This is a genomic window from Algibacter ulvanivorans, assembly GCF_048381495.1.
GTDB classification, from domain to species: domain Bacteria; phylum Bacteroidota; class Bacteroidia; order Flavobacteriales; family Flavobacteriaceae; genus Algibacter_B; species Algibacter_B ulvanivorans.
Window position 1 is genome coordinate 1,131,338 of record NZ_JBLWGD010000001.1, and the last position, 20,414, is coordinate 1,151,751.

Below are 20,414 nucleotides of genomic sequence, written 5' to 3' on the forward strand. Positions count from 1 at the left end.
ATAACTTGTAGGTGTTTTCTAGTTTGTTCATTAATAGCTAAATATTACAATTAGTTGGGGCTAATTGATTGCGAAAAGTAGATATTATTTGGATGAAATGCAAAATATATCGGATAAAATGCATTTTATTCGATGTTCTGCATTTTTGACTTAGTTAATTAATGAAAAATGATTTTTATAAACTCTGCCATCTTGAAGTTTTACAGAAAACCAATAATCGTCTGCAGGTAATATTTGTCCATTAAAATATCCATCCCAACCAGGTTCTGTTGGTAATATTTGTTTTAATAACTTTCCAAACCTATCAAAAATATGAATCTTTGAGTTGGGTTGAAATAAACTAGAAACTCCTAAAACTTGCCAAGTATCATTTACACCATCGTTATTAGGGGTGAAAAACTTAGGGAATCCAATAACAGAAACAGGTTTGTTTACAGTTCCACAGTCGTTTTTAATATCTCTTACTAATACATTGTAAATGCCTGGGTATACGTTTTCAAAAAAGTTACTGTCTTGATAGGGTTTAATGGTATTATTATTTTCGTCGGTAAGGCTATATTGATATGTACCTTCGCCAGACACAAAAACGGTTATAGTGTTATTTTGGGTGGCATCGGTTACATTAAATGCTGGTGTTTCGAAACTAGCAATGTTTGAAGGATCTACGGTTATTGTTCTAGTTTTTGAGCAGTTATTTCTATTTGTAATCGTTACTGTATAGGTTCCTGGAGCGTTTATTGTGGTTTCGTAAGCAGTATCGCCATTAGACCAATTGTAGGTATAATTACTTGGAATGTCGTTTCGTATTGCAGCATCAATTGTAATTGTGTCAGGAAAATTATTTAAACAATAGTATGTTAAATCTTCGGCTTTAACATCAGGTAAAGGAAAAACATATAAGAAAACTTGACTTATGCCGAAGCAATTATTGTCATTTTCAACTCTGGCATAAATAGTTTGCGAGTATGGGGTAGTATTGGTGTATGTTGTGCTTAGAGGGTTTTGTTCTAAAACAGAATCGTTAAAAGTTGCATAATAAACAATATTTAATCCGCTTGGTAACCCACTTATAATATCAGTATTAGCATCTGTTAAATCAAAAACGTGTAAGCCATCTTCAATACCATCATCATCACAGTTAGTTAGAAATGCATTGTTAGAGTCTGTTGCAGTAACATCTAGTGTTAATTGAGAATTGCTAGTACACCCTGTTAAGTTATTTATTACTTCTACATATATAATTTGAGGGTTTATATTGTTATTAAAAGAATTGCCATTTACCTCGTTGTTTTTTTCAGTATCTGTGTAAAACTTTATGGATCTATCAGAAAAACCGCCAGTAAGTAACTCGTTAACTTCTGTTAAGTTAAATAGAGTTAAACCATCAGCCAAGCCATCTTCATCACATTGTATAAGTGTGTAATCAAAACTATCTGGTGCTTCGTTTACTATTAAATTTAAAGATGTAATACTTCGGCAGTTTGTATTTGAAACTTCTTCAATTCTAATAAATACTTCTTCTAAGTTAGGTGTAGAATTATAATAAGAATTTGGAATTTCACCTGTACGGTTTTCGGCATCAGATAAAGAGGTATAATAAAAAATATTGAAATTTGATGGATCTTGTCCTCCTAGAATTTCGTTGTTTTTCGATGATAAATCAAAAATTACACGGCCATTTTTATCATTTCCGTCATCTAAATTATCGCATAGTATAAAGTCTGATGGTTCAATATAATCTGGGCCTAAGACAACATCTAACTGAAATTCTGTTAATTCAAAACATCCTGTAACATCGTTTGTTATTCTAGCGTAAATAGTTTGTGGATTTCGTATGTTTCTATATGTATTTGGTAGTGCATTAATGCCAATATTAGCATCGCTTGCAGATTCATGATAGGTTACAGTAACATTTGTTTGATTTCCAGTGATGGGAATGGTATTATCTCCAATATTAAAATTAGAAAAACCATCTGGAGGTGTTGTGGTATCATCATCACATTTTTTAAAGTTCAGAGGTGTTCCTGAGGTTCCAGATTCATCAGAAGGAGGCTCTGAAAATGTAGCTGTTCCTGTCCATTCTAAACTAAACGGGCTATTGCCAATTGGTCTGTCTATAACTATAAAATAGGTTTCTCCAGCAAGTACATCAAGCCATTTTACAAAGCTGTTACCATTAGGGCCAGGACCTTCAGTAGTGTCGGTTTCAGAGCCGTTCATTCCTGTTAAATTACTTCTTAGTCCAGCTGCTTGAGGATTTGTGGTAGAACATCTAATAGTATTGCCTACATTGCTACAATCTACATTAGGGCCAAAAACAAAGAAGTCGTAATCTTCGGTAATGTTAGTGCTATTGGGGGTAAGTGTAAAACCTAAAGTGCCATCTGAAATTAGTGTGACTTGTAGCCATACACTATTGTTTTCATTGCTAGAGCACGAGTCGTTAAACTCTCGTATGCCAGAGCCATTTACATCTAGGTTAATATCTGAATTTCCGCATGCTATAACTGCGTTTGCACAATCTGTAGGTGCTTGAGCTAATGCGTAACCTGAAATTAATATTATAATTGTTAGAAGTGTTGATTTTACAAAAGATTTCAAAGGATTAATATTTAAGTGTAAAATGATTTTTATAAACTCTGCCATCTTGAAGTTTTACAGAAAACCAATAATCGTCTGCAGGTAATATTTGTCCATTAAAATATCCATCCCAACCAGGTTCTGTTGGTAATATTTGTTTTAATAACTTTCCAAACCTATCAAAAATATGAATCTTTGAGTTGGGTTGAAATAAACTAGAAACTCCTAAAACTTGCCAAGTATCATTTACACCATCGTTATTAGGGGTGAAAAACTTAGGGAATCCAATAACAGAAACAGGTTTGTTTACAGTTCCACAGTCGTTTTTAATATCTCTTACTAATACATTGTAAATGCCTGGGTATACGTTTTCAAAAAAGTTACTGTCTTGATAGGGTTTAATGGTATTATTATTTTCGTCGGTAAGGCTATATTGATATGTACCTTCGCCAGACACAAAAACGGTTATAGTGTTATTTTGGGTGGCATCGGTTACATTAAATGCTGGTGTTTCGAAACTAGCAATGTTTGAAGGATCTACGGTTATTATTCTAGTTTTTGAGCAACCATGAGAGTTTGTTACAGTAACAGTATAAATTCCAACTTCATTAATTTCTGTTTGATAATTGGTTTCTCCATTAGACCAATTGTAGGTATAATTACTTGGAGAGTCATTTATTACAGAGGCATCTATTGTGATGGTATTTGGGAAGCTATTTAAACAATAATATACAAAATCTTCGGTTTTAATATTAGGTAATTCATGCACAGTTAGTAATACATCACTAATACCATAGCAGTTGTTTGCATTTTCTGCACGCGCATATATGGTTTGAGAATAAGGTGTTGTGTTTGTATAGGTAGGTGCTAAGCTGTTGGTTTCTAAAAGGGCATCGTTATAAGTTTCATAATACGATACGTTTAATCCTGTAGGCAATCCATTAAATATAATGGCATCGGCATCATTTAAATTAAAGGTATGTAAACCATCTTCAATTCCATCATCATCACAGTTTGTTAATTCGGCATCATTAACATCGGTAGTGCTTACTTCTAAAGTTAGTTCTGAAAAACTGTTACAACCAGAAATATCATTTATAACTTCAACAAATATGGTTTGTGGGTTTGTGGAGTTAATAAATGCATCACCATTAACTTCATTAAGTCTAGCTGCGTCTAAGTAAAATTTAGTGGATCTATTAGGAATATTTCCTGTTAAAACATTGTTAGCTTCATTAAGGTTAAAATAGGTAATGCCGTCTGTAGTGCCATCTTCATCACATTGTAATAAATTATGGTTATAGGCTTCTGGGTTTGGTGTAAAATTAACAAAGGCTTGTCCTTCTAGAATACAGTCTCCGTTATTAGGTTCTATTATAACTTCATAATGCCCAGCATTAAATATATATAAATTATTGCTGGTTTCAGGTAAAGGGGTTCCATTTAACGACCAAGAATAAGTGGCTCCAGAAATATCATCAGCTACTAAGGTGTATGAGCCACCATCACAAATATCTAAATTAATTGAGCTTTTACCATTTTTAATAATATCTATTTCTGTATTGAAAAATGATGAAATAAAAGGAGGTAGACCTTGTGAAGAGTTAAAAGGCGATAAGTTTACCGCATTATGGTTGTAATTACACGCTGCACCAATTTCATTTGGGTTTTCTATAGCGCCTAGAAATGGTAATCCTTGAGTATACGTTGCACTTAAAGCTCTGTAAATTTTACCGTTTGGGCCTAGTTGTAAACCGCCTCTGTACAGTTGCCTATTATCTACAACAAATGCAGAGCCAGTAACATCTGGATCTGCAAGGTTGTATTGTATTAGTTGAGATCTATGATTTGATAAAATTTCATTATTAGCAGGGTTGCCAAAATCGAAAAAATCATTGGATGCGCTAACATAAAGTAAATTACTGTTTGGAGAAAATTCTAGGCCGTAAGGCACATTAGCCGAACCTGTTATGGGTAGTGGTTGTTGGTTACTAACTATACCTGTAGTAGTATCAAAATCATAAAGATACAAGCCATCGCTAGTATTGGCGCATGCCATTTTTGTTCCATCTGGCGAAAGTTTTAAATAGCCTCTAACATCGTTTACGCTTAATCCGAATGTTGATGATACTGGTGTTGTATTAACTCCACTATCACTTACTTCAAATGCATGAAAGGTGTTGTAATTATCGCTAATTCCGTCTGGAGACGAGAATGTTATAACCCATATAGCTTCTGTAACGCAGTCTTTTAAAACAGCGGTAATTTTTTCGGTACATTCTTGTAATAAGTTTATGTTTTTAGATGTAACGGCACCTAAACCGCCATCAAGAGTAACATCTATTTCAGAAAAGTTTAAGCCTAAGTGGGGTTCGCCACTTCCGTGGTTATCAACTGTAAAAACATAATATATATTGGCATCGTTTGGTTTTGGTACTATTATGGCAGACTGTGTGCTTGATGGGTCGCCAAATAAGTTTGTACCATTGCTCATTACATCATGATTTTTATTCCATACTGTTATCCCATCTGTATAAAACAATAAGTCGCCATCTTGATCTGAAATAGAGGTGCAGCCTTCAAAAGTGTTAATTTTTCCATCACTTAAGGCCGAAACGGTATTATCTCCTAAATCGAATTTTACACCACTATTATAGCCAAAATACCAAGTAGAGGCTTCGTTTTGCGAATAAATTAGTAGTCCAAACAGACTAAAAATTGCGAATAATACAGTTTTTTTCATTTTTTAGTAGCAATAGCTACCAAAGATATTATAAATCTCGCTTTTTTAATAATCTATACGATAAAAAGATAAATAGTGCTGTCCAAGCTATTACAATTACAAACTCATATCCGTGTACAGCATAATCGTATGTTAATTCTGCTTTGTCTGGAAATTTTGAAATTGCAATTCTTTGAAAAGGCTGATCTATTAATTTATACATGGATTTTAAAGGAAAGAAGTTTTGAACTTTTTCGGCAAAAGCACCATCAGACTGCCAAGCAATTAAGCCAAACAATATCCATTCTAGAATGAATAAAATAAATAAAAAGGCAAGGGCAAAAGCAGAACGTTTTACAAGCATACCAAAAAATAAACACAAACTAAAAAAGCCAATTAATTTTATAAAATAGGCAAAAAGAAATTCGATTTCTCTAAATATTATTGAAGCTTCATTATAGCTTGAGTAATATAAACCAATACAAAAAGAAATTAAGGCTATTAGTATGGTAGATACTAAAGAAAAGAAAACAATAGTGTAAAATTTTGATAGTATAAATTCCTTTTTACTTAAACCATCAATAAGGTTTTGCTTAATGGTTTTGTTACTGTATTCGTTGCCAATCATGCTAACTACTACAATGGCAAAAAAGAACTTAAATTGAGAAGCAAAAAAAGTTGTTAAATGCCAAATAATTGGAAAGTTAAAAATACCTAGTTCGCCTAATTCTAATGTGAAAAAACCAAAAACGTTAATTTTTAAAGACGAAAGTAGTATAACAAAAAAAGGTAAAATAAACGATACGAATATGAGTATTTTACTGGTTCTGTTAAGTAATAGCTTTTGTAATTCTAAATTTAAAAGTCGTAACATTCTGGTTAGTTTTGGTTGTTATCGGTTAATTGTAAAAATTGCTCTTCTAAACTTTCTTTACGTTGTACTAAATGGGTTAATATTATGCCTTTTTGAAAAAGTAGGCTATTAAAATCATCAGATTTCATAGGTTCATTTAAAAAAGCTGTAACTAAATGATCTTGAACTTTTATTTTTCCAAAAGATTTATGATTTTCTAATAAGTCTATTAATTCATCTTCTTTATTAGATTTAAGCTCGAAAAATCCATGGCTAGAAATCATCTCATCAACACGACCAGAATATAGTTTTTCGCCCTTACGAAGAACTACAACATGAGAGCAAACTTTTTCAACCTCGTCTAATAAATGCGATGCTAGTAAAATAGTAGTGCCTTTAGCTGCAATTTGTTTTATAATTTCTCTAATTTGATGAATACCTTGCGGATCTAAACCGTTTGTAGGCTCATCTAGAATTAAAATTTCTGGATCGTTTAGTAGGGCAGAAGCAATAGCTAAACGCTGTTTCATGCCTAAAGAGTAGGTTTTAAACTTACTGTCTTTACGCTCTAAAAGTCCTACGATTTCTAATTTTTCGTCAATTTTATTAAAATCTACATCTTTAATCTTACAAACCAATTTTAGGTTTTGTGTAGCTGTCATGTAAGGGTAAAAGTTAGGCCGTTCTATAATAGCTCCTACCTTTTTTAAAGCATCGTGTGTTGAGGTTTTACCATCAAACCAATAAAAATCGCCTTCGGTTTTGTTTACTACATTAAGCACAATACCTAAAGTTGTAGACTTTCCGCTTCCGTTAGGCCCTAAAATACCATAAACATTACCTTTGTTTATGGTGAAAGAAAGATTTTTTACTGCTGTTAAATACCCAAATTTTTTGGTTAAATTATTAATTGTAAGTATAGAGTCCAAGCTATAGTATTTTTGTACTAACTAAAAAGCCAGCAATGGTTAGTTATTTAAGTATGACGATTGTCTTTAATTTTTGTTACATGTATAATAATAAAAACATTAAATTTGAATAAGCTGAAAAATTTATGCAAGATTTAAAAATATCGAAAAAAAAGCCGTCGTTTCCAATAACACCTAAGTTACACAATTACCTTTCTGAATATAATAGGAATATAAAAATACCTATTTTTTATGATGATTTGTTACGGTTTCAAGGCTCTGTTGTAGTGTATGATAAGGAAGATAATGATACTTTATGGATACGCGTTTATTATAATGATTATGAACGTGAAGAAATAGATGCTGCACTTAAAAAAGTATATACCATTTTTCATTCTGATGGAAATGATAGTGTTTTGCCTTTTTTAAATGTTGATGCAGTAGATTTTTGCACCTTTGGAAATTCTAAGCCATTTAGAATTAAAATTAGAAATATTTTAAATGATAATTACACCTATTTTTATGTAAAAACTGCTGATGCTTCTCGTGTTTATGGTTTAGAATTAGAGCACATGCTATCGCCATATAATTTAAATTTTTTAGTGTATAAAAATACGTTAATTGAAGAGCATATTGCTGGAATTCCTGGAGATGAGTTTATAAAGAATTTTTTACCAAAATGCGACAAATCTGAAAAGTCTCAAATAGCCAAAGAGTTTGTAAAGTTTAATGAGCGTTGTATGATTAGGCTTTTAGGTGATATGCGTTCGTATAATTATGTTATTGTACCAACTCACGATTTTGATCATGTGGTGTATAAGATTAGAGCTATAGATTTTGATCAGCAATCTTACGAGGGTAAATTAAATATTTATAGGCCTCAGTTTTTTAAAGAGAATTTAAAAATGGTTGAATTGGTTTCTACAAGTATGCAAAAACTGTCTATAGATCAATATAAAACCGAAGAGCGTTCTATTTTAGTAAAACGTCTTAAAAGTTTTCATGGCAGAATTGAGCTTTTAATAGAGTGTATGGAAAACGACTCTATTTCAAATGCCGATAATATAGACTTATTAAAATATAAGATTTTTGAGTATACTCAAGATGTAAAGTTTAAACGCTGCGAGAATATGGGGCAAATATTAAGGCAGGCGTTAGAGTATTTAACTAGAAATTATGAAAATGTAAACTTGGAAAATTTAAGACAAAAATGAAATTTTAATTCCAGTTTTCGTTAAAATCTAAATCTTCATAATCATCTACATCTATGCCATCTTCAAACTCGTTATAAATGTCGTCTTCATCGGCTTCAAATTGTTTTTCTGGAGCCGTATCTGGAACTTGACCTTGAACAAACATTAGGTTTGGGTAATCATGCCCTTCGGTTTCGTCTACAATTTCAGCCAATTCAACATAAAAAGTCCACATACTCATAAAGTCGTAAACGTAAATTAATTTAGTTTGAGCTTCATGTACAACAGTATCTAAAGCTGTTTCATTCATTAAACGTGCAGAACCATCGTCGCTTAAATCAAAAAGAGAAATTTCTTCGCCTTGCTCCCAAGTATCGTTACTTATATAAAACGATGCCATTTCACTACCATCAAAACCAAATGACTGTGTAATAATATTATGTAAATCTTCAAGCGTATCTGTTTCGCGAATTTCTAAATCACGGAAAATATCTTCTTCGGTATCATTATCTAAAATAACTCTAAATCTGTAAACCATTATAATATAAAATTGGTGCGCAAAGTTAACCTATTTATCTTATTTACTAAAGCGATGTAAAGTAAATGTCATGGCGCTTAAAAGAAAAAATGCACCTATTTGATGTGTTACTCCTAGCCATACTGGTACTTGTAATATAATTGTTAAAACCCCAAGTATAAATTGTATACCAACTAAAATTAACAGAGCGTTTATACCTTTTGATTGATATGGGGTAAGCTTTACTTTTTTTGATTTTAAGTAAATTGAAATAATAAAACCAACGACAATAAAGGCTAAAATTCTATGCACAAACTGTACACCACTTTTACCTTCTATAAAGTTTTTATAAACAGGGGTTTGCTCAATATAAACGGTTTGGTGTATAAATTTGCCTTCGCTCATTAAAGGCCAATGGTTGTGTATAAAACCTGCATCTAAACCAGCAACAAAAGCACCGTAAATTATTTGGAGTAGTAAAATGGCCAAGCTCCAACGTACAAGGTTTCTAAAAGGTTTGTTTATGTATTTTTTGTTAGGAAACATTAAATCTAATGCTACCCAAAAGGTGTAAGCAAATGTTATAAAGGCAGTTGTTAAATGCGCTGCTAACCTGTAATGGCTAACGTCTGGATTATCTACTAAGCCGCTTTTAACCATATACCAGCCTAAAAAGCCTTGAAAGGCTCCTAAGCTTAGAAGAATGATAGCTTTTTTTATAGTAGGCTTGGTAAGTTTTTTTGTTGTTAAAAAATATAAAAACGGAAGTATAAATATTAAGCCAATAAACCTGCCAATAACACGGTGCAACCATTCCCAAAAATAAATATCTTTAAAGTCTTGTAAAGAAAAGTGATTGTTAAGCTTTTGGTATTCGGGGTATTGTTGGTATAGTTTAAAGGCGGTTTCCCATTCGGCATCATTCATTGGCGGTATGGTACCCGAAATTAATTTGTAATTTGAAATAGACAAACCAGAGTGTGTTAACCTAGTAATGCCACCAACAACAACCATGATAAATATAAGAAGGCATCCTGTTAATAGCCAGTAAATTACTTTTTTGTTATCCTTTTTCATGTTAGGTAAGTTCTTTTTTAAAACAGATGCTATTAGCCATATTTTTATATTGCCCGTAATTTGGTATAACTTTATAATTCATTTTTTTGTAAAAGGAAACGGCATCTTTTTGTCTTTTTCCTGTTTCTAGAATACATGCGTTAAAACTTAATTCTTCAGACCAGTTTTCTAGTTCGGTTAAAATTTTAGAAGCAACACCTTTTCCGCGCGCATTGGTTTTTGTATACATGCGCTTAATTTCTGTTGTTGTATTATTAAAGCTTTTAAAAGCCCCACACCCAATAGGGGTTTGGTTATTATATGCAATTACAACATGCTTTAAAACATCTATGTTGTTGTATTGATTGTAAAAGTCATGGTCATCGCCATCAACAATTTTTAAGTAGCTATTTAAAGCTTCAACAAGACTTATAAAATCTTTGTTTTTCGAGTTTGTCCTAACAAGCTTAATCATGATTTTGAGTAACTTTAAGTCCTAAAGCTTTGCCTTTTTTTAGCATTAATTGGTAAGCAGCATCATATTCGTTAGGGATATCGCCTTCAAGTATGGCTTCTTTAATGGTTTCTTTTATAATACCAATTTCGCGTGATGGTTTTAAGTTAAAGGCGGCCATTATTTCTGCTCCAGAAACGGGAGGTTGGAAGTTTCTAACATGATCGCGTTCTTCTACTTCGATAATTTTTTCGCGTACAATTTTAAAGTTATTATGGTATTTTTTAAACTTCTTTGGGTTTTTGGTTGTTATATCGGCTTCACATAACGTCATTAAATCATCTACATAATCACCAGCATCAAAAACTAAACGGCGCACAGCAGAATCTGTTGCTATATCATTGGCTAAAACAATAGGACGAGAGCTCATATATACCATTTTTTGAACAAATTTCATTTTATCATTTAATGGCATTTTTAATCTTTTAAATAGTTTGTAAACCATTTTAGAGCCTTCAAATTCATGTCCATGAAAAGTCCATCCTACTTTTTTGCTAAATTTTTTGGTTGGCGCTTTTCCTATATCGTGTAATAAGGCAGCCCATCGTAACCATAAGTTATCTGTATTTTTAGCAATATTATCAACAACTTCTAAGGTGTGATAAAAATTGTCTTTGTGGCGTTGGCCTTCAACTTCATCAATACCTTTTAGTGCTGTTAATTCTGGTAAAATATGTTTTAGTAACCCCGTTTTTTCTAATAATAAAAAGCCTTTTGATGGTTTCTTACTTTCTAATATTTTATTTATTTCGGTTATTTTACGTTCGTTAGTAATTATTTTTATACGCTCGTTATTGTTTGTAATTGCTTCAAGCGATTTTTCTTCAATAGTAAAATCTAATTGTGTAGCAAATCTTATGGCGCGTAACATGCGTAAAGGATCGTCGCTATAGGTAATATCTGGGTTTAATGGTGTTTTAATTATTTTGTTGTTTAAGTCTTGTATGCCATTAAAGGGGTCTAATAATTCGCCAAAACTATTTTTATTAAGGTTTAAAGCAAGTGCATTAATAGTAAAATCTCTTCGGTTTTGGTCGTCTTCTAACGTGCCAACTTCAACAGACGGGTTTCTGCTGTCTTCGGTGTAAGATTCTTTTCTAGCACCAACAAATTCAATTTCTATATCATTATACCTTAGCATAGCCGTACCATAAGTTTTAAAAACCTGTACTTTGGGGGTGTTAGGTAGGTTTTTGGCAACTTGTTTGGCTAGCGTAATGCCATTGCCAATAGCAACCACATCAATATCTTTTACTTGGCCTCTTTTTAATATATAATCGCGAACAAAACCTCCAATAACATAAGACTCTAATTGAAGTTCTTTTGCAGATTGAGATATAATTTTAAATATTGGGTTTTGTAAAGCGTCTTTGTAATTCATTGATGATTTTTGAGGTATTACTCACGTATAATCTTAACAATACCATTGTTGCTTAATTTAATAATTGAAGGTGGTTTTGAAAAGGTTTTTTCGTGGTGCAAATTTACAACATAGTCTACACCTTTTAAAATTGCTGGTGTAATTTCTTTAAATGATTTTAGTGGTTTTTGTTTATCTGTGCTGGTTGTTATTGTTGCTATTGTTCCATTTAATTTTCTTGTAAGCCAGTAGCAAAAATCATTGTCTGGAATTCTTATGGCTATACTTCCATCATTAGCTATAAGGCTTAATGTAAGGTTTTGGGCCTCATCGTAAATAATGGTTGTTGGTTGGTCTGTAATTTCTAGAATGTTTAATGCGGTGCTTGGTATTTGCTTTACGTATTTTTTTAGCATTCTCTCATCCGGTACTAAGCAAACAAAATGATTAGTATTTTTACTTTTATTTAATGTTAGTATTTTATTTACGGCTGTTTGGTTTGATGCATCGCAACCTATAACCCATTCTGTATCTGTTGGAAAAAGTATAATGCCTCCTTTTTTTAGTATTTGTAAAGCTTTGTTTATTTCGGCTTGCATCATTTTGTATAATTAAATATTTTTTAGTTTTTCAAATTTAAGACATATTGAATGTGCTAAAAAATCTGATGCTATTTATAACCGTTAGAAAACCACTTGTTAGAGGTTCGAAATTTGAAGTATTAATTGTAATGGTTAGAATACAATTGTATTATATTTCGAGATAATTAAAGACTTTTTTAGAAAATTGAATATTAATTTCTCTGCACTCTTCTAAAACGCCAGAATACGCTTTGGCTTTATGTAAATCGTGCTTAAAATTGTTAAACGAAGTAATTACTGGGGGGTATTTAAAATCGAAAAATTTCGATGAATTTGGAACTGCAAGTACTTTTTTTCCTAGTAGCATAGACCAATACATGGCATGATAACTATCTGTTACAATGGTATTCGATTTTCCAATAAAGGAAATTATATCTTCTAGATTGGTTGTGTTCGATGTGGATGGGTAATTTTGTAGCTTGTTTAAAATCTGTTTGTTTTTAATTGTTTTTTTATGATAGATTATTCCAATTTCTTGAGTCTCGTTAAATGCATTATTAAAAATGGGGTGCATACAACTTACACAAGGAACCCAAGTGGCTTTCATACTATAATCGCGTACACCTGCTAATCCAAATTTATTGATGTCTATATTGTATGACGAAATAGACCCAAATTCATTTTTGTTTTTTGAGTTGTGTCCAACTCCCCAAAGCACGGTTTTTTTGCCTTTGGCTTTAAGCTGTTCAAAAAGGTGTAGTTGTTTATCAAAACTACCTCGATTTAATAGGCCACCGCCTCCTATAATGAGGGCGTTGTTTGTAATTTGGTTAATCCAATTATTGGTCACAACATTGTTAAGGCTCTTGTAATCAAAAATATCTAATTGTTTGTCTTTTAAAGGGGCGAAATATAAATGCGGAGCACAAAAGTAATCTCCAATATTTCTGTTGTCTATTCTATGAATATTTACTACAGATTTGTTTTGCTGTTCTGAGGTAAGAATAGTTTTTATGGTTCTTCTTTTTTTTATGTTACGCTTAACCGAGGTTATTATTTTTTGCATTTTATTAATGTATTAAAATATTATACTTTTAAATATGCTTTTGCTGCATCATCCCAATTAAAACTTGTAGCTTTTTTAGCTATCTTAGATTAATGATAATCTTGTTTTTTTTAATGTTTGCATCGATGTGTGTTTCTAAAAATAAAACTAAACAAAATATATTTATTTATTGATTTTATTGAAAGATAATGTAACTAGTTGTAATTTTGTACCATGAATAGCGTATTAAATAAACAATTTATTTCGGAGAAATCTAAGCTAGAAACGTTTATCTATAACTTTGAAGAGGAAGGAGTTCAACTTGGAAAAGCAGATAGAAATACTATTAAATGTTTTAACCTAAATGGTTTAGAAATTAATATAAAGTCATTTAAGGTTCCTAATGTAATTAATAAAATTGTTTATCGATTTTTTAGAAAAAGTAAAGCACAACGCTCTTATGAGTATGCTAATAAATTAACCAATTTAGGTGTAGGTACACCACAACCAATAGCTTATTACGAGTTTGTGTCTCCTTTTGTATTTAAAAATAGCTATTATATAAGTGAGCATATTAATTGCGATTTAACGTATAGAGAGCTTACAACTAACTTTAATTACCCAAATCATGAAGCCATTTTGCGAGCTTTTGCTAGGTTTACATTTAATCTCCATGAGAAAGGAATCCATTTTTTAGATCATTCTCCTGGCAACACTTTAATAGAAATAAAGCATGGAGGTTATAAATTTTATTTGGTAGATTTAAATCGTATGGAATTTAAGCCTTTAGATTTTGAAACACGAATTAAAAATTTTGCGAAACTGACAATTCATAAGGAAATGGTTGAGGTTATGAGTGATGAGTATGCAAAATGCTCAGGTGTAGAGTATTCTAAAGTTTTTAACCTTATGTGGAGTGAAACTGAAGCTTTTCAGGCTAGGTATCATAGAAAAAGGCGTATGAAAAATAAAGTTAAATTCTGGAAATCAGCTCGTTAATTTTTTTAATTCTTGATATCTAAAACGAACACCATAGGCACTTAAATAACAAATTTGGAAGCCTTCTTTACCATCTAATATACCTAATCTTAAAATGTAGTTAGTAAAGAATTTAATTACTGGACGTATATGTAAATTATACACGTTTGATTTTTTGCCTTTGGTATACAGTTCTAGAGCTTTTAATTTTGCATAATGCTCCATTTTAGATTTGTAGTGGTCGGCACTATCAAAGCAATAATGTAACATGTAGTTTTTTAATATTTTGCTTTTGCCAACAACCTTAGGCATTTCATGTACAATTTTATCTTCTATATATTTTACATTACCTTTTTTAAATAAGCGGTAAGTTGTATCAGTTTGAAAACCACTAAAACGAATTCTTTTCTTTTTGAAAAAATAAAGGCGTTTTACTAAAAAGGCAGCGGTGCCATTATTATTATTATTATTATTATTATTATTATTTATTTCGTTAAGTATTTCATTTTTTAATGGATTAGGAATACGCTCATCTGCATCAATAAATAATATCCAGTTATGAGTGGCTTGTTGTAAGGCAAAGTTGCGTTGGTCTGCAAAATTTTTAAATTCTCGTTGAATAACTTTGACATGGTTAAAACCAGAAAGCTTCTCAAAAGTTCCATCTGTGCTAAAAGAATCTATTACAATAATTTCATCAGTAAAATCAATATTTTTAATAACATTTGTAATATGGTTTACTTCATTGTAAGTAATCATTAATGCGGAAACTTTGCGATTTTGGATTTTCAAAATAATATGAAGGTATTAATTTATGATTGGTAAAAATAGTTATTTTTGCTACAATGAAAACATTAGATATATCAGTAATTATTAGTACGTATAATAATCCTAGTTGGTTAGAAAAAGTACTTTGGAGTTATGAGTTTCAAACTTTTAAAAGTTTTGAAGTTGTAATTGCCGACGATGGATCTAGTAATGATACAAAACAACTTATTACTCGTATTAAAAACGAGGTTAGTTACCCAATTCAGCATATTTGGCATGAAGATAATGGTTTTCAAAAAACTATAATATTGAATAAGGCTACAGTAGCTAGTAAAGGTGAATATTTAGTTTATACAGACGGAGATTGTATTGCTAGAAAAGATTTTTTACAAGTTCATGTTTCTAACCGAGAGCCTGGGTGTTTTTTGTCTGGAGGGTATTTTAAGTTACCTTTATTAATTAGTCAAGAAATATCTAAACAAGATATACAGGGACAACGTTGTTTTAATATAGAGTGGTTAAAAAATCGAGGTTTAAAATCGTCTTTTAAAAATAATAAAATTACATCTAAAGGGTTTAAAATGAGATTTTTAAACTTGGTTACGCCAACTAGGGTAACATGGAATGGACATAATTCTTCAGGTTATAAAAAAGATATTATTGCAGTAAACGGTTATGATGAAAGAATGCAATATGGAGGAGAAGATAGAGAGTTAGGGGAGCGTTTAATTAATTTTGGAATAAAACCTAAACGTGTAAGGTATAATGCTATTTGTTTACATTTAGATCATGAAAGAGGTTATGTTGAACCCGAAATGATAAAAAAGAATTTAGTAATTCGTAAGTACACCAAATTAAATAAAGTTATTCAAACCCCTTTTGGAATTAACAAAAGTGAATTTTTATGATAATAATTAAAGAGACAGATTATATAGCCGAAGGCTTAGCTAGAAAGTGTTATTATCATCCTAATAACGCTAATTTGTGTATTAAAATTGGCAAGCCAGAAGTAGAAAGAAAACACCTTTACAAAGAAATAAATTATTACAAAAAAATAAAAAATAAAAAAATATCAAAGTTTGATTATCAATTTTATGCCAAATATCATGGTGAAATAGAAACTAATTTTGGAGTCGGTTTTGTTTACGATTTAATAAAAGATGAAAACACAGAAACTATATCTTTAACGTTGCGGAACTATTTAATGATGAAAAATGCGCCTTTTAAAGATGCTGTTTTTAAAAAAGCAATAAATCGCTTAAAAGCACAAATGATAAAGCATAAGGTTTTTGTTGGAGACTTAAGAGCTAGAAATATTTGTTGTAAAGTGTTGAAAGATAATAGTATTGAACTAGTAGTTGTAGATGGTTTGGGGCATAGAGATTTTATCCCAATAGCAGATTGGTTTAGTGTTTTTGCTAGAAAAAAAATAGAGCGAAGGTTTTTAAAATCTAGTTTTTGTCCATTATCAAAACTAAGGCGTTTAAAAGAATAATTTTACTACTACTTTTTGCGCTGTAAATTCAAAAACACCTTGAGTTTAGGTATTATTAAATTAGGTGAAAAAGCATTGTAAGCATTCAATACTTTTTTCTTAATCTCGATTGTTGAAGCTGTGTTATAAAGTTCGGGTTTTACATCTTTTAAATGGATAGAAACGTGACTTGTATCATTATCAAACATATTCCAGGCTTCTTTAATTACCCAAGGTGAGAAAATAGTAAATGTGTCTATATTTAAGGCTTTAGCCATGTTTATTGCTCCACCTTCGTTACCAATTACGGCATTACAATGTTTAGTAATAGCTATAAATTCTCTTAAGCTTTTACCAAAAACATTAAATAATACATGTTTTTGTGTTTCGGGTTTGCAAAAATTTAAAATAGCTAAGGCGTCTTCTTTTTGTTTAGGAATATAATTAAATAAAATTTGCCCACCATTGTTTTTTGCAATTATGTCAATTATTTTCGCCATATATTCAAATGGGTAGGTTTTGTTTTTTTGACTACCTAAAACACTAATCATAAATAGTGGCTCAGAGAGGTCAACATTATTTTTAATCAAAAAAGTTTTAGATTCTTCAATTTCTTTTTTTGTTAAATAAATTTTAGGTCGAAATATCTTTGGTTTATTTTTTAAAATTGGCTCCAAGAGTTGTAATCTGTTTTCAATTGCTAAGCCAGCATCTGTTTTGGGTTGTGAAGCTTCATTAAATGTATAAGAATATATAAAAGAACTATACCATTTGTGTTTTGATATTTTTACTTTAGCCGAAGATAAATATGTAATAAAATTACTCGAAAATTTAGAGTAAACATCAATAACTACATCATATTTGCTAGACTTAATTTGCTTGGCAATAGTATAAAGAGCTTTTTTACTTTTTTCTTCTTCATTGGTAAAAAAAATAAAGTTGCTTATAAATGGGTTGTTTTTAACAACAGGGTAAGTATGCGTATTTATTAAATAGTCTAATTGAGCGTCAGGATATTTTTGGCGAAGCGCTTCAAACAGTATACTGCTTGTAAGTACATCTCCAATCATTTTTTGTTGTATTATTAAAATTTTCATCCTAGCATCAAATTACAAACAAAAAATTCCAAATTCCAACTTTTAACACGTTGGAATTTGGAATTTAGTTATTGGTTAAAAACTACACAGCAACACTATGCTCACGTAAAGCATCGTTAAGCGACGTTTTCTTATTCGTACTTTCTTTTCGTTTTCCAATAATTAAAGCACAAGGCACATTATAGCTTCCAGAAGGGAATTCTTTAGCATAACTGCCAGGAATAACTACAGATCTTGCTGGTACAACACCTTTATATTCTTTTGGCTCATTGCCAGTTACATCAATAATTTTTGTGCTCATGGTTAATACAACACCGGCACCTAAAACAGCTTCGGTTTCTACACGAACACCTTCTACAACAATACAACGACTACCAATAAAGGCATCGTCTTCTATAATAACAGGAGCAGCTTGTAAAGGCTCTAAAACACCACCAATACCAACGCCACCAGATAAATGAACATTTTTACCAATTTGAGCACAGCTACCAACTGTAGCCCAAGTATCAACCATAGTGCCTTTGTCTACATAAGCACCAATGTTTACATAACTAGGCATTAATATGGTACCTGAGGAAATATATGCACCATGGCGAGCAACAGCATTAGGTACAACTCTAATTCCGCGTTCAGCAAAGTTTTTCTTTAAAGGGATTTTGTCATGATATTCAAAAATACCAGCTTCTAAAGTTTCCATTTTTTGGATAGGAAAGTATAAAACAACAGCCTTTTTTACCCATTCGTTAACTTGCCACCCATTGGTAATAGGCTCTGCAACTCTTAACTCTCCTTTGTCTAGTAAATCTACTACGTTTCTTATAGCCGAGATAGTGCTTTCTTCACTTAAAAGCGACCTATTATCCCACGCTTTTTCTATGATTTGTTTTAATTCCGTCATTCTATTATAAAATTTTTGGTAAAGATAATAGCTATCATTTAAAATGACATTGAAATAGACATAATAATAAACGCTTTTCTATAAGAAATATGCAATTTTTTAGCTTGCTTTTTATAGGGAAAATATGCACTTTATCTTTTTGTCTATTGTGGCACAGGATGAAATGCAAAGAATAGTGTTTTTTGTCGGTTTTATTGTGTTTTTCAACTGTTTATCGGTAAAAATAAGGCCGTTCTCTAGTAATCGAAAATACGTGATGTATAACTAATTTTTTCTTAGTGAAGTTGCTTCTCGATATATATTTGAACCATCGAAACAACGATAAACTTATGAAAACGAATTTTTACACATTATTAATTTTATTATTTTCTTTCTCTTTTGCGCATGCACAAAGCACTTCTAAAGTTATAGAGATTGAAACTAATAAAACTGTTTCTGTTTCTAACGAAACTGAAATGGCTTCTGTAATTGCAGAGATTAATACGATTAAAAAAAACGATTCATTATTAATTGATGCTTCTAAAGTAAACGAAACAATGGCGCGTAGTTCAAGCGATATTAGAATTTACCTAAACCGTAAAAGAAAAGTTAGTAACATCAATTTAGTATTTAAAGAAATAAATAAAGCTACTAGAGCTTAATACAATAATGTTCAAGTATTAATAATTAAGGTTAACTATTAAGAAAGGCTATCCAAAAAAGGATAGCCTTTCTTGTTTTAAAAAGCTATTTTTACAAAAAAAAATATGGCAAGAGTTTTAGCAATAGATTTTGGTACAAAAAGAACTGGTATAGCCGTAACCGATGAGTTACAAATAATTGCCTCGGGGCTTACAACTGTTAATACAAACACATTAATAACCTTTTTAAAAGATTATATAAAAAAGGAAAATGTTGAATTGTTTTTAATAGGAGAACCAAAGCAAATGGACAACTCTGCTTCAGAAAGTGAAATTCATATAAAAAAGTTTATAGAAAAGCTAGAAAAAGCTATACCCAATATACCTATTAAACGTGTTGATGAGCGATTTACCTCTAAAATGGCATTTCAAACCATGATAGATAGCGGTTTAAAAAAGAATAAAAGAAAAAATAAGGCGCTTATAGATGAAATTAGCGCCACACTTATTTTACAAAGCTACTTATATGCCAAATAGTTAATATCAAAAAAGAATAATTTTTTGTTAAATACGAGGCAAAAAGTATAAGTGTTGTATTTTTGCAAAGATTAATAAAGCAAAGCATGATTTTACCTATAGTAGCCTACGGCGACCCCGTTTTAAAAAAGAAAGCCAAAGAAATTACAAAAGACTATCCAAATTTCGATACGCTTTTAGAAAATATGTTTGAAACCATGTATAATGCTTATGGTGTTGGTTTAGCTGCACCGCAAATAGGTTTGCCAATCCGTTTATTTTTAGTTGATACCACACCGTTTTCTGACGATGAAGGTTTGAGCAAAGAAGAACAAGAAGCACTAAATGGTTTTAAGCGCGTTTTTATTAATGCCAAAATTGTTTCAGAAGAAGGCGATGAATGGGCTTTTAACGAAGGCTGCTTAAGTATACCAGATGTTAGAGAAGATGTATTTAGAAAACCCAACATTACAGTTGAATATTTAGATGAAAACTTTAAACCTCATAAAGAATCGTTTGATGGCCTTAGAGCAAGAGTAATTCAACATGAATACGACCATATAGAAGGTGTGCTTTTTACAGATAAGCTATCTAGTTTAAAAAAGCGATTAATTAAAGGGAAACTCACTAACATATCTAAAGGAAAAATAAATATTGACTACAGAATGCGCTTCCCAGACCAAAAAAAGAGAAGATAATATTTGCAATACAATAATAAACATTTGATATTTGCG

General features: G+C 31.1%; 20 protein-coding genes. 7 read left to right on the top strand and 13 right to left on the bottom strand.

The features are described from left to right. Positions 1-150 precede the first annotated feature (150 nt). Genes ACNG5D_RS05235 through ACNG5D_RS05250 form a run of 4 tightly spaced genes read right to left on the bottom strand, consistent with a single transcriptional unit; the run spans position 151 to position 7,084 of the window. A complete protein-coding gene (locus ACNG5D_RS05235; RefSeq protein WP_418182440.1) occupies positions 151-2,601 on the bottom strand; it encodes a T9SS type B sorting domain-containing protein in 2,451 nt (816 codons plus the stop codon). A 4-nt stretch (positions 2,602-2,605) separates the two neighbouring features. Then, complete coding sequence (locus ACNG5D_RS05240; protein ID WP_418182441.1) at positions 2,606-5,323, bottom strand: T9SS type B sorting domain-containing protein; 2,718 nt, start codon at positions 5,321-5,323, stop codon at positions 2,606-2,608. A gap of 28 nt (positions 5,324-5,351) precedes the next feature. Further along, positions 5,352-6,176: an ABC transporter permease gene (locus ACNG5D_RS05245; RefSeq protein ID WP_418182442.1), complete on the bottom strand. Its 825-nt coding sequence runs from the start codon at positions 6,174-6,176 to the stop codon at positions 5,352-5,354. Between the two features lie 5 nt (positions 6,177-6,181). Then, the gene (locus ACNG5D_RS05250; RefSeq protein ID WP_418182443.1) at positions 6,182-7,084 is read right to left on the bottom strand and encodes an ABC transporter ATP-binding protein; all 903 of its coding nucleotides are present in this window, start codon (positions 7,082-7,084) and stop codon (positions 6,182-6,184) included. Positions 7,085-7,209: 125 nt separating this feature from the next. Here ACNG5D_RS05250 and ACNG5D_RS05255 point away from each other — a divergent pair, with 125 nt between their 5' ends. After that, positions 7,210-8,277: a hypothetical protein gene (locus tag ACNG5D_RS05255; RefSeq protein WP_418182444.1), complete on the top strand. Its 1,068-nt coding sequence runs from the start codon at positions 7,210-7,212 to the stop codon at positions 8,275-8,277. Positions 8,278-8,281: 4 nt separating this feature from the next. Here ACNG5D_RS05255 and ACNG5D_RS05260 read toward each other — a convergent pair whose 3' ends face one another. From ACNG5D_RS05260 to ACNG5D_RS05285, 6 genes are all read right to left on the bottom strand, one after another. Then, positions 8,282-8,794 carry an IS1096 element passenger TnpR family protein gene (locus tag ACNG5D_RS05260; RefSeq protein ID WP_418182445.1) on the bottom strand — a complete coding sequence of 171 codons (513 nt, stop codon included), beginning with the start codon at positions 8,792-8,794 and terminating at the stop codon, positions 8,282-8,284. A gap of 39 nt (positions 8,795-8,833) precedes the next feature. Next, positions 8,834-9,850 (bottom strand): COX15/CtaA family protein, encoded by a 1,017-nt coding sequence (locus ACNG5D_RS05265; RefSeq protein ID WP_418182446.1) that lies wholly within the window; start codon positions 9,848-9,850, stop codon positions 8,834-8,836. A gap of 1 nt (position 9,851) precedes the next feature. Then, a complete protein-coding gene (locus tag ACNG5D_RS05270; protein WP_418182447.1) occupies positions 9,852-10,304 on the bottom strand; it encodes a GNAT family N-acetyltransferase in 453 nt (150 codons plus the stop codon). Then, positions 10,297-11,724 (bottom strand): CCA tRNA nucleotidyltransferase, encoded by a 1,428-nt coding sequence (locus ACNG5D_RS05275; RefSeq protein WP_418182448.1) that lies wholly within the window; start codon positions 11,722-11,724, stop codon positions 10,297-10,299. The genes ACNG5D_RS05270 and ACNG5D_RS05275 overlap by 8 nt, the downstream gene beginning before the upstream one ends. Positions 11,725-11,741: 17 nt before the next feature. Next, complete coding sequence (locus tag ACNG5D_RS05280; RefSeq protein ID WP_418182449.1) at positions 11,742-12,305, bottom strand: L-threonylcarbamoyladenylate synthase; 564 nt, start codon at positions 12,303-12,305, stop codon at positions 11,742-11,744. A gap of 148 nt (positions 12,306-12,453) precedes the next feature. Continuing rightward, positions 12,454-13,350: a polysaccharide pyruvyl transferase family protein gene (locus ACNG5D_RS05285; RefSeq protein WP_418182450.1), complete on the bottom strand. Its 897-nt coding sequence runs from the start codon at positions 13,348-13,350 to the stop codon at positions 12,454-12,456. Between the two features lie 213 nt (positions 13,351-13,563). Between ACNG5D_RS05285 and ACNG5D_RS05290 the strand changes: the two genes are divergently transcribed. Further along, complete coding sequence (locus ACNG5D_RS05290; protein ID WP_418182451.1) at positions 13,564-14,328, top strand: lipopolysaccharide kinase InaA family protein; 765 nt, start codon at positions 13,564-13,566, stop codon at positions 14,326-14,328. Here ACNG5D_RS05290 and ACNG5D_RS05295 read toward each other — a convergent pair. Beyond that, positions 14,317-15,066: a glycosyltransferase family 2 protein gene (locus tag ACNG5D_RS05295; protein ID WP_418182452.1), complete on the bottom strand. Its 750-nt coding sequence runs from the start codon at positions 15,064-15,066 to the stop codon at positions 14,317-14,319. The two genes, ACNG5D_RS05290 and ACNG5D_RS05295, sit on opposite strands and share 12 nt — an antisense overlap. Before the next feature lie 86 nt (positions 15,067-15,152). Between ACNG5D_RS05295 and ACNG5D_RS05300 the strand changes: the two genes are divergently transcribed. Both ACNG5D_RS05300 and ACNG5D_RS05305 read left to right on the top strand, forming a co-directional pair. Beyond that, positions 15,153-15,983 (top strand): glycosyltransferase family 2 protein, encoded by an 831-nt coding sequence (locus tag ACNG5D_RS05300; protein ID WP_418182453.1) that lies wholly within the window; start codon positions 15,153-15,155, stop codon positions 15,981-15,983. Continuing rightward, entirely contained in the window at positions 15,980-16,570 is a 591-nt protein-coding gene (locus ACNG5D_RS05305; protein ID WP_418182454.1) for a YrbL family protein, read from the top strand. Before ACNG5D_RS05300 ends, ACNG5D_RS05305 begins: the two co-directional genes overlap by 4 nt. A gap of 8 nt (positions 16,571-16,578) precedes the next feature. Here the strand turns inward: ACNG5D_RS05305 and ACNG5D_RS05310 are convergent, their stop codons facing one another. Both ACNG5D_RS05310 and ACNG5D_RS05315 read right to left on the bottom strand, forming a co-directional pair. After that, positions 16,579-17,646 carry a glycosyltransferase family 9 protein gene (locus tag ACNG5D_RS05310; RefSeq protein WP_418182455.1) on the bottom strand — a complete coding sequence of 356 codons (1,068 nt, stop codon included), beginning with the start codon at positions 17,644-17,646 and terminating at the stop codon, positions 16,579-16,581. Positions 17,647-17,728: 82 nt separating this feature from the next. Further along, positions 17,729-18,544, bottom strand: a complete 816-nt coding sequence (locus ACNG5D_RS05315) for a 2,3,4,5-tetrahydropyridine-2,6-dicarboxylate N-succinyltransferase (RefSeq protein ID WP_418182456.1) — start codon at positions 18,542-18,544, stop codon at positions 17,729-17,731. Between the two features lie 329 nt (positions 18,545-18,873). On the opposite strand from ACNG5D_RS05315, the gene ACNG5D_RS05320 reads away from it, so the two are divergent. The 3 genes from ACNG5D_RS05320 (at position 18,874) to def (ending at position 20,378) form a co-directional block, all read left to right on the top strand. Then, a complete protein-coding gene (locus tag ACNG5D_RS05320; protein ID WP_418182457.1) occupies positions 18,874-19,185 on the top strand; it encodes a hypothetical protein in 312 nt (103 codons plus the stop codon). A 105-nt stretch (positions 19,186-19,290) separates the two neighbouring features. Then, the gene (gene ruvX / locus ACNG5D_RS05325) at positions 19,291-19,701 is read left to right on the top strand and encodes a Holliday junction resolvase RuvX (protein WP_418182458.1); all 411 of its coding nucleotides are present in this window, start codon (positions 19,291-19,293) and stop codon (positions 19,699-19,701) included. A gap of 86 nt (positions 19,702-19,787) precedes the next feature. Then, positions 19,788-20,378, top strand: coding sequence for a peptide deformylase (gene def, locus ACNG5D_RS05330; RefSeq protein WP_418182459.1), 591 nt, complete (start codon positions 19,788-19,790; stop codon positions 20,376-20,378). Positions 20,379-20,414 lie beyond the last annotated feature (36 nt).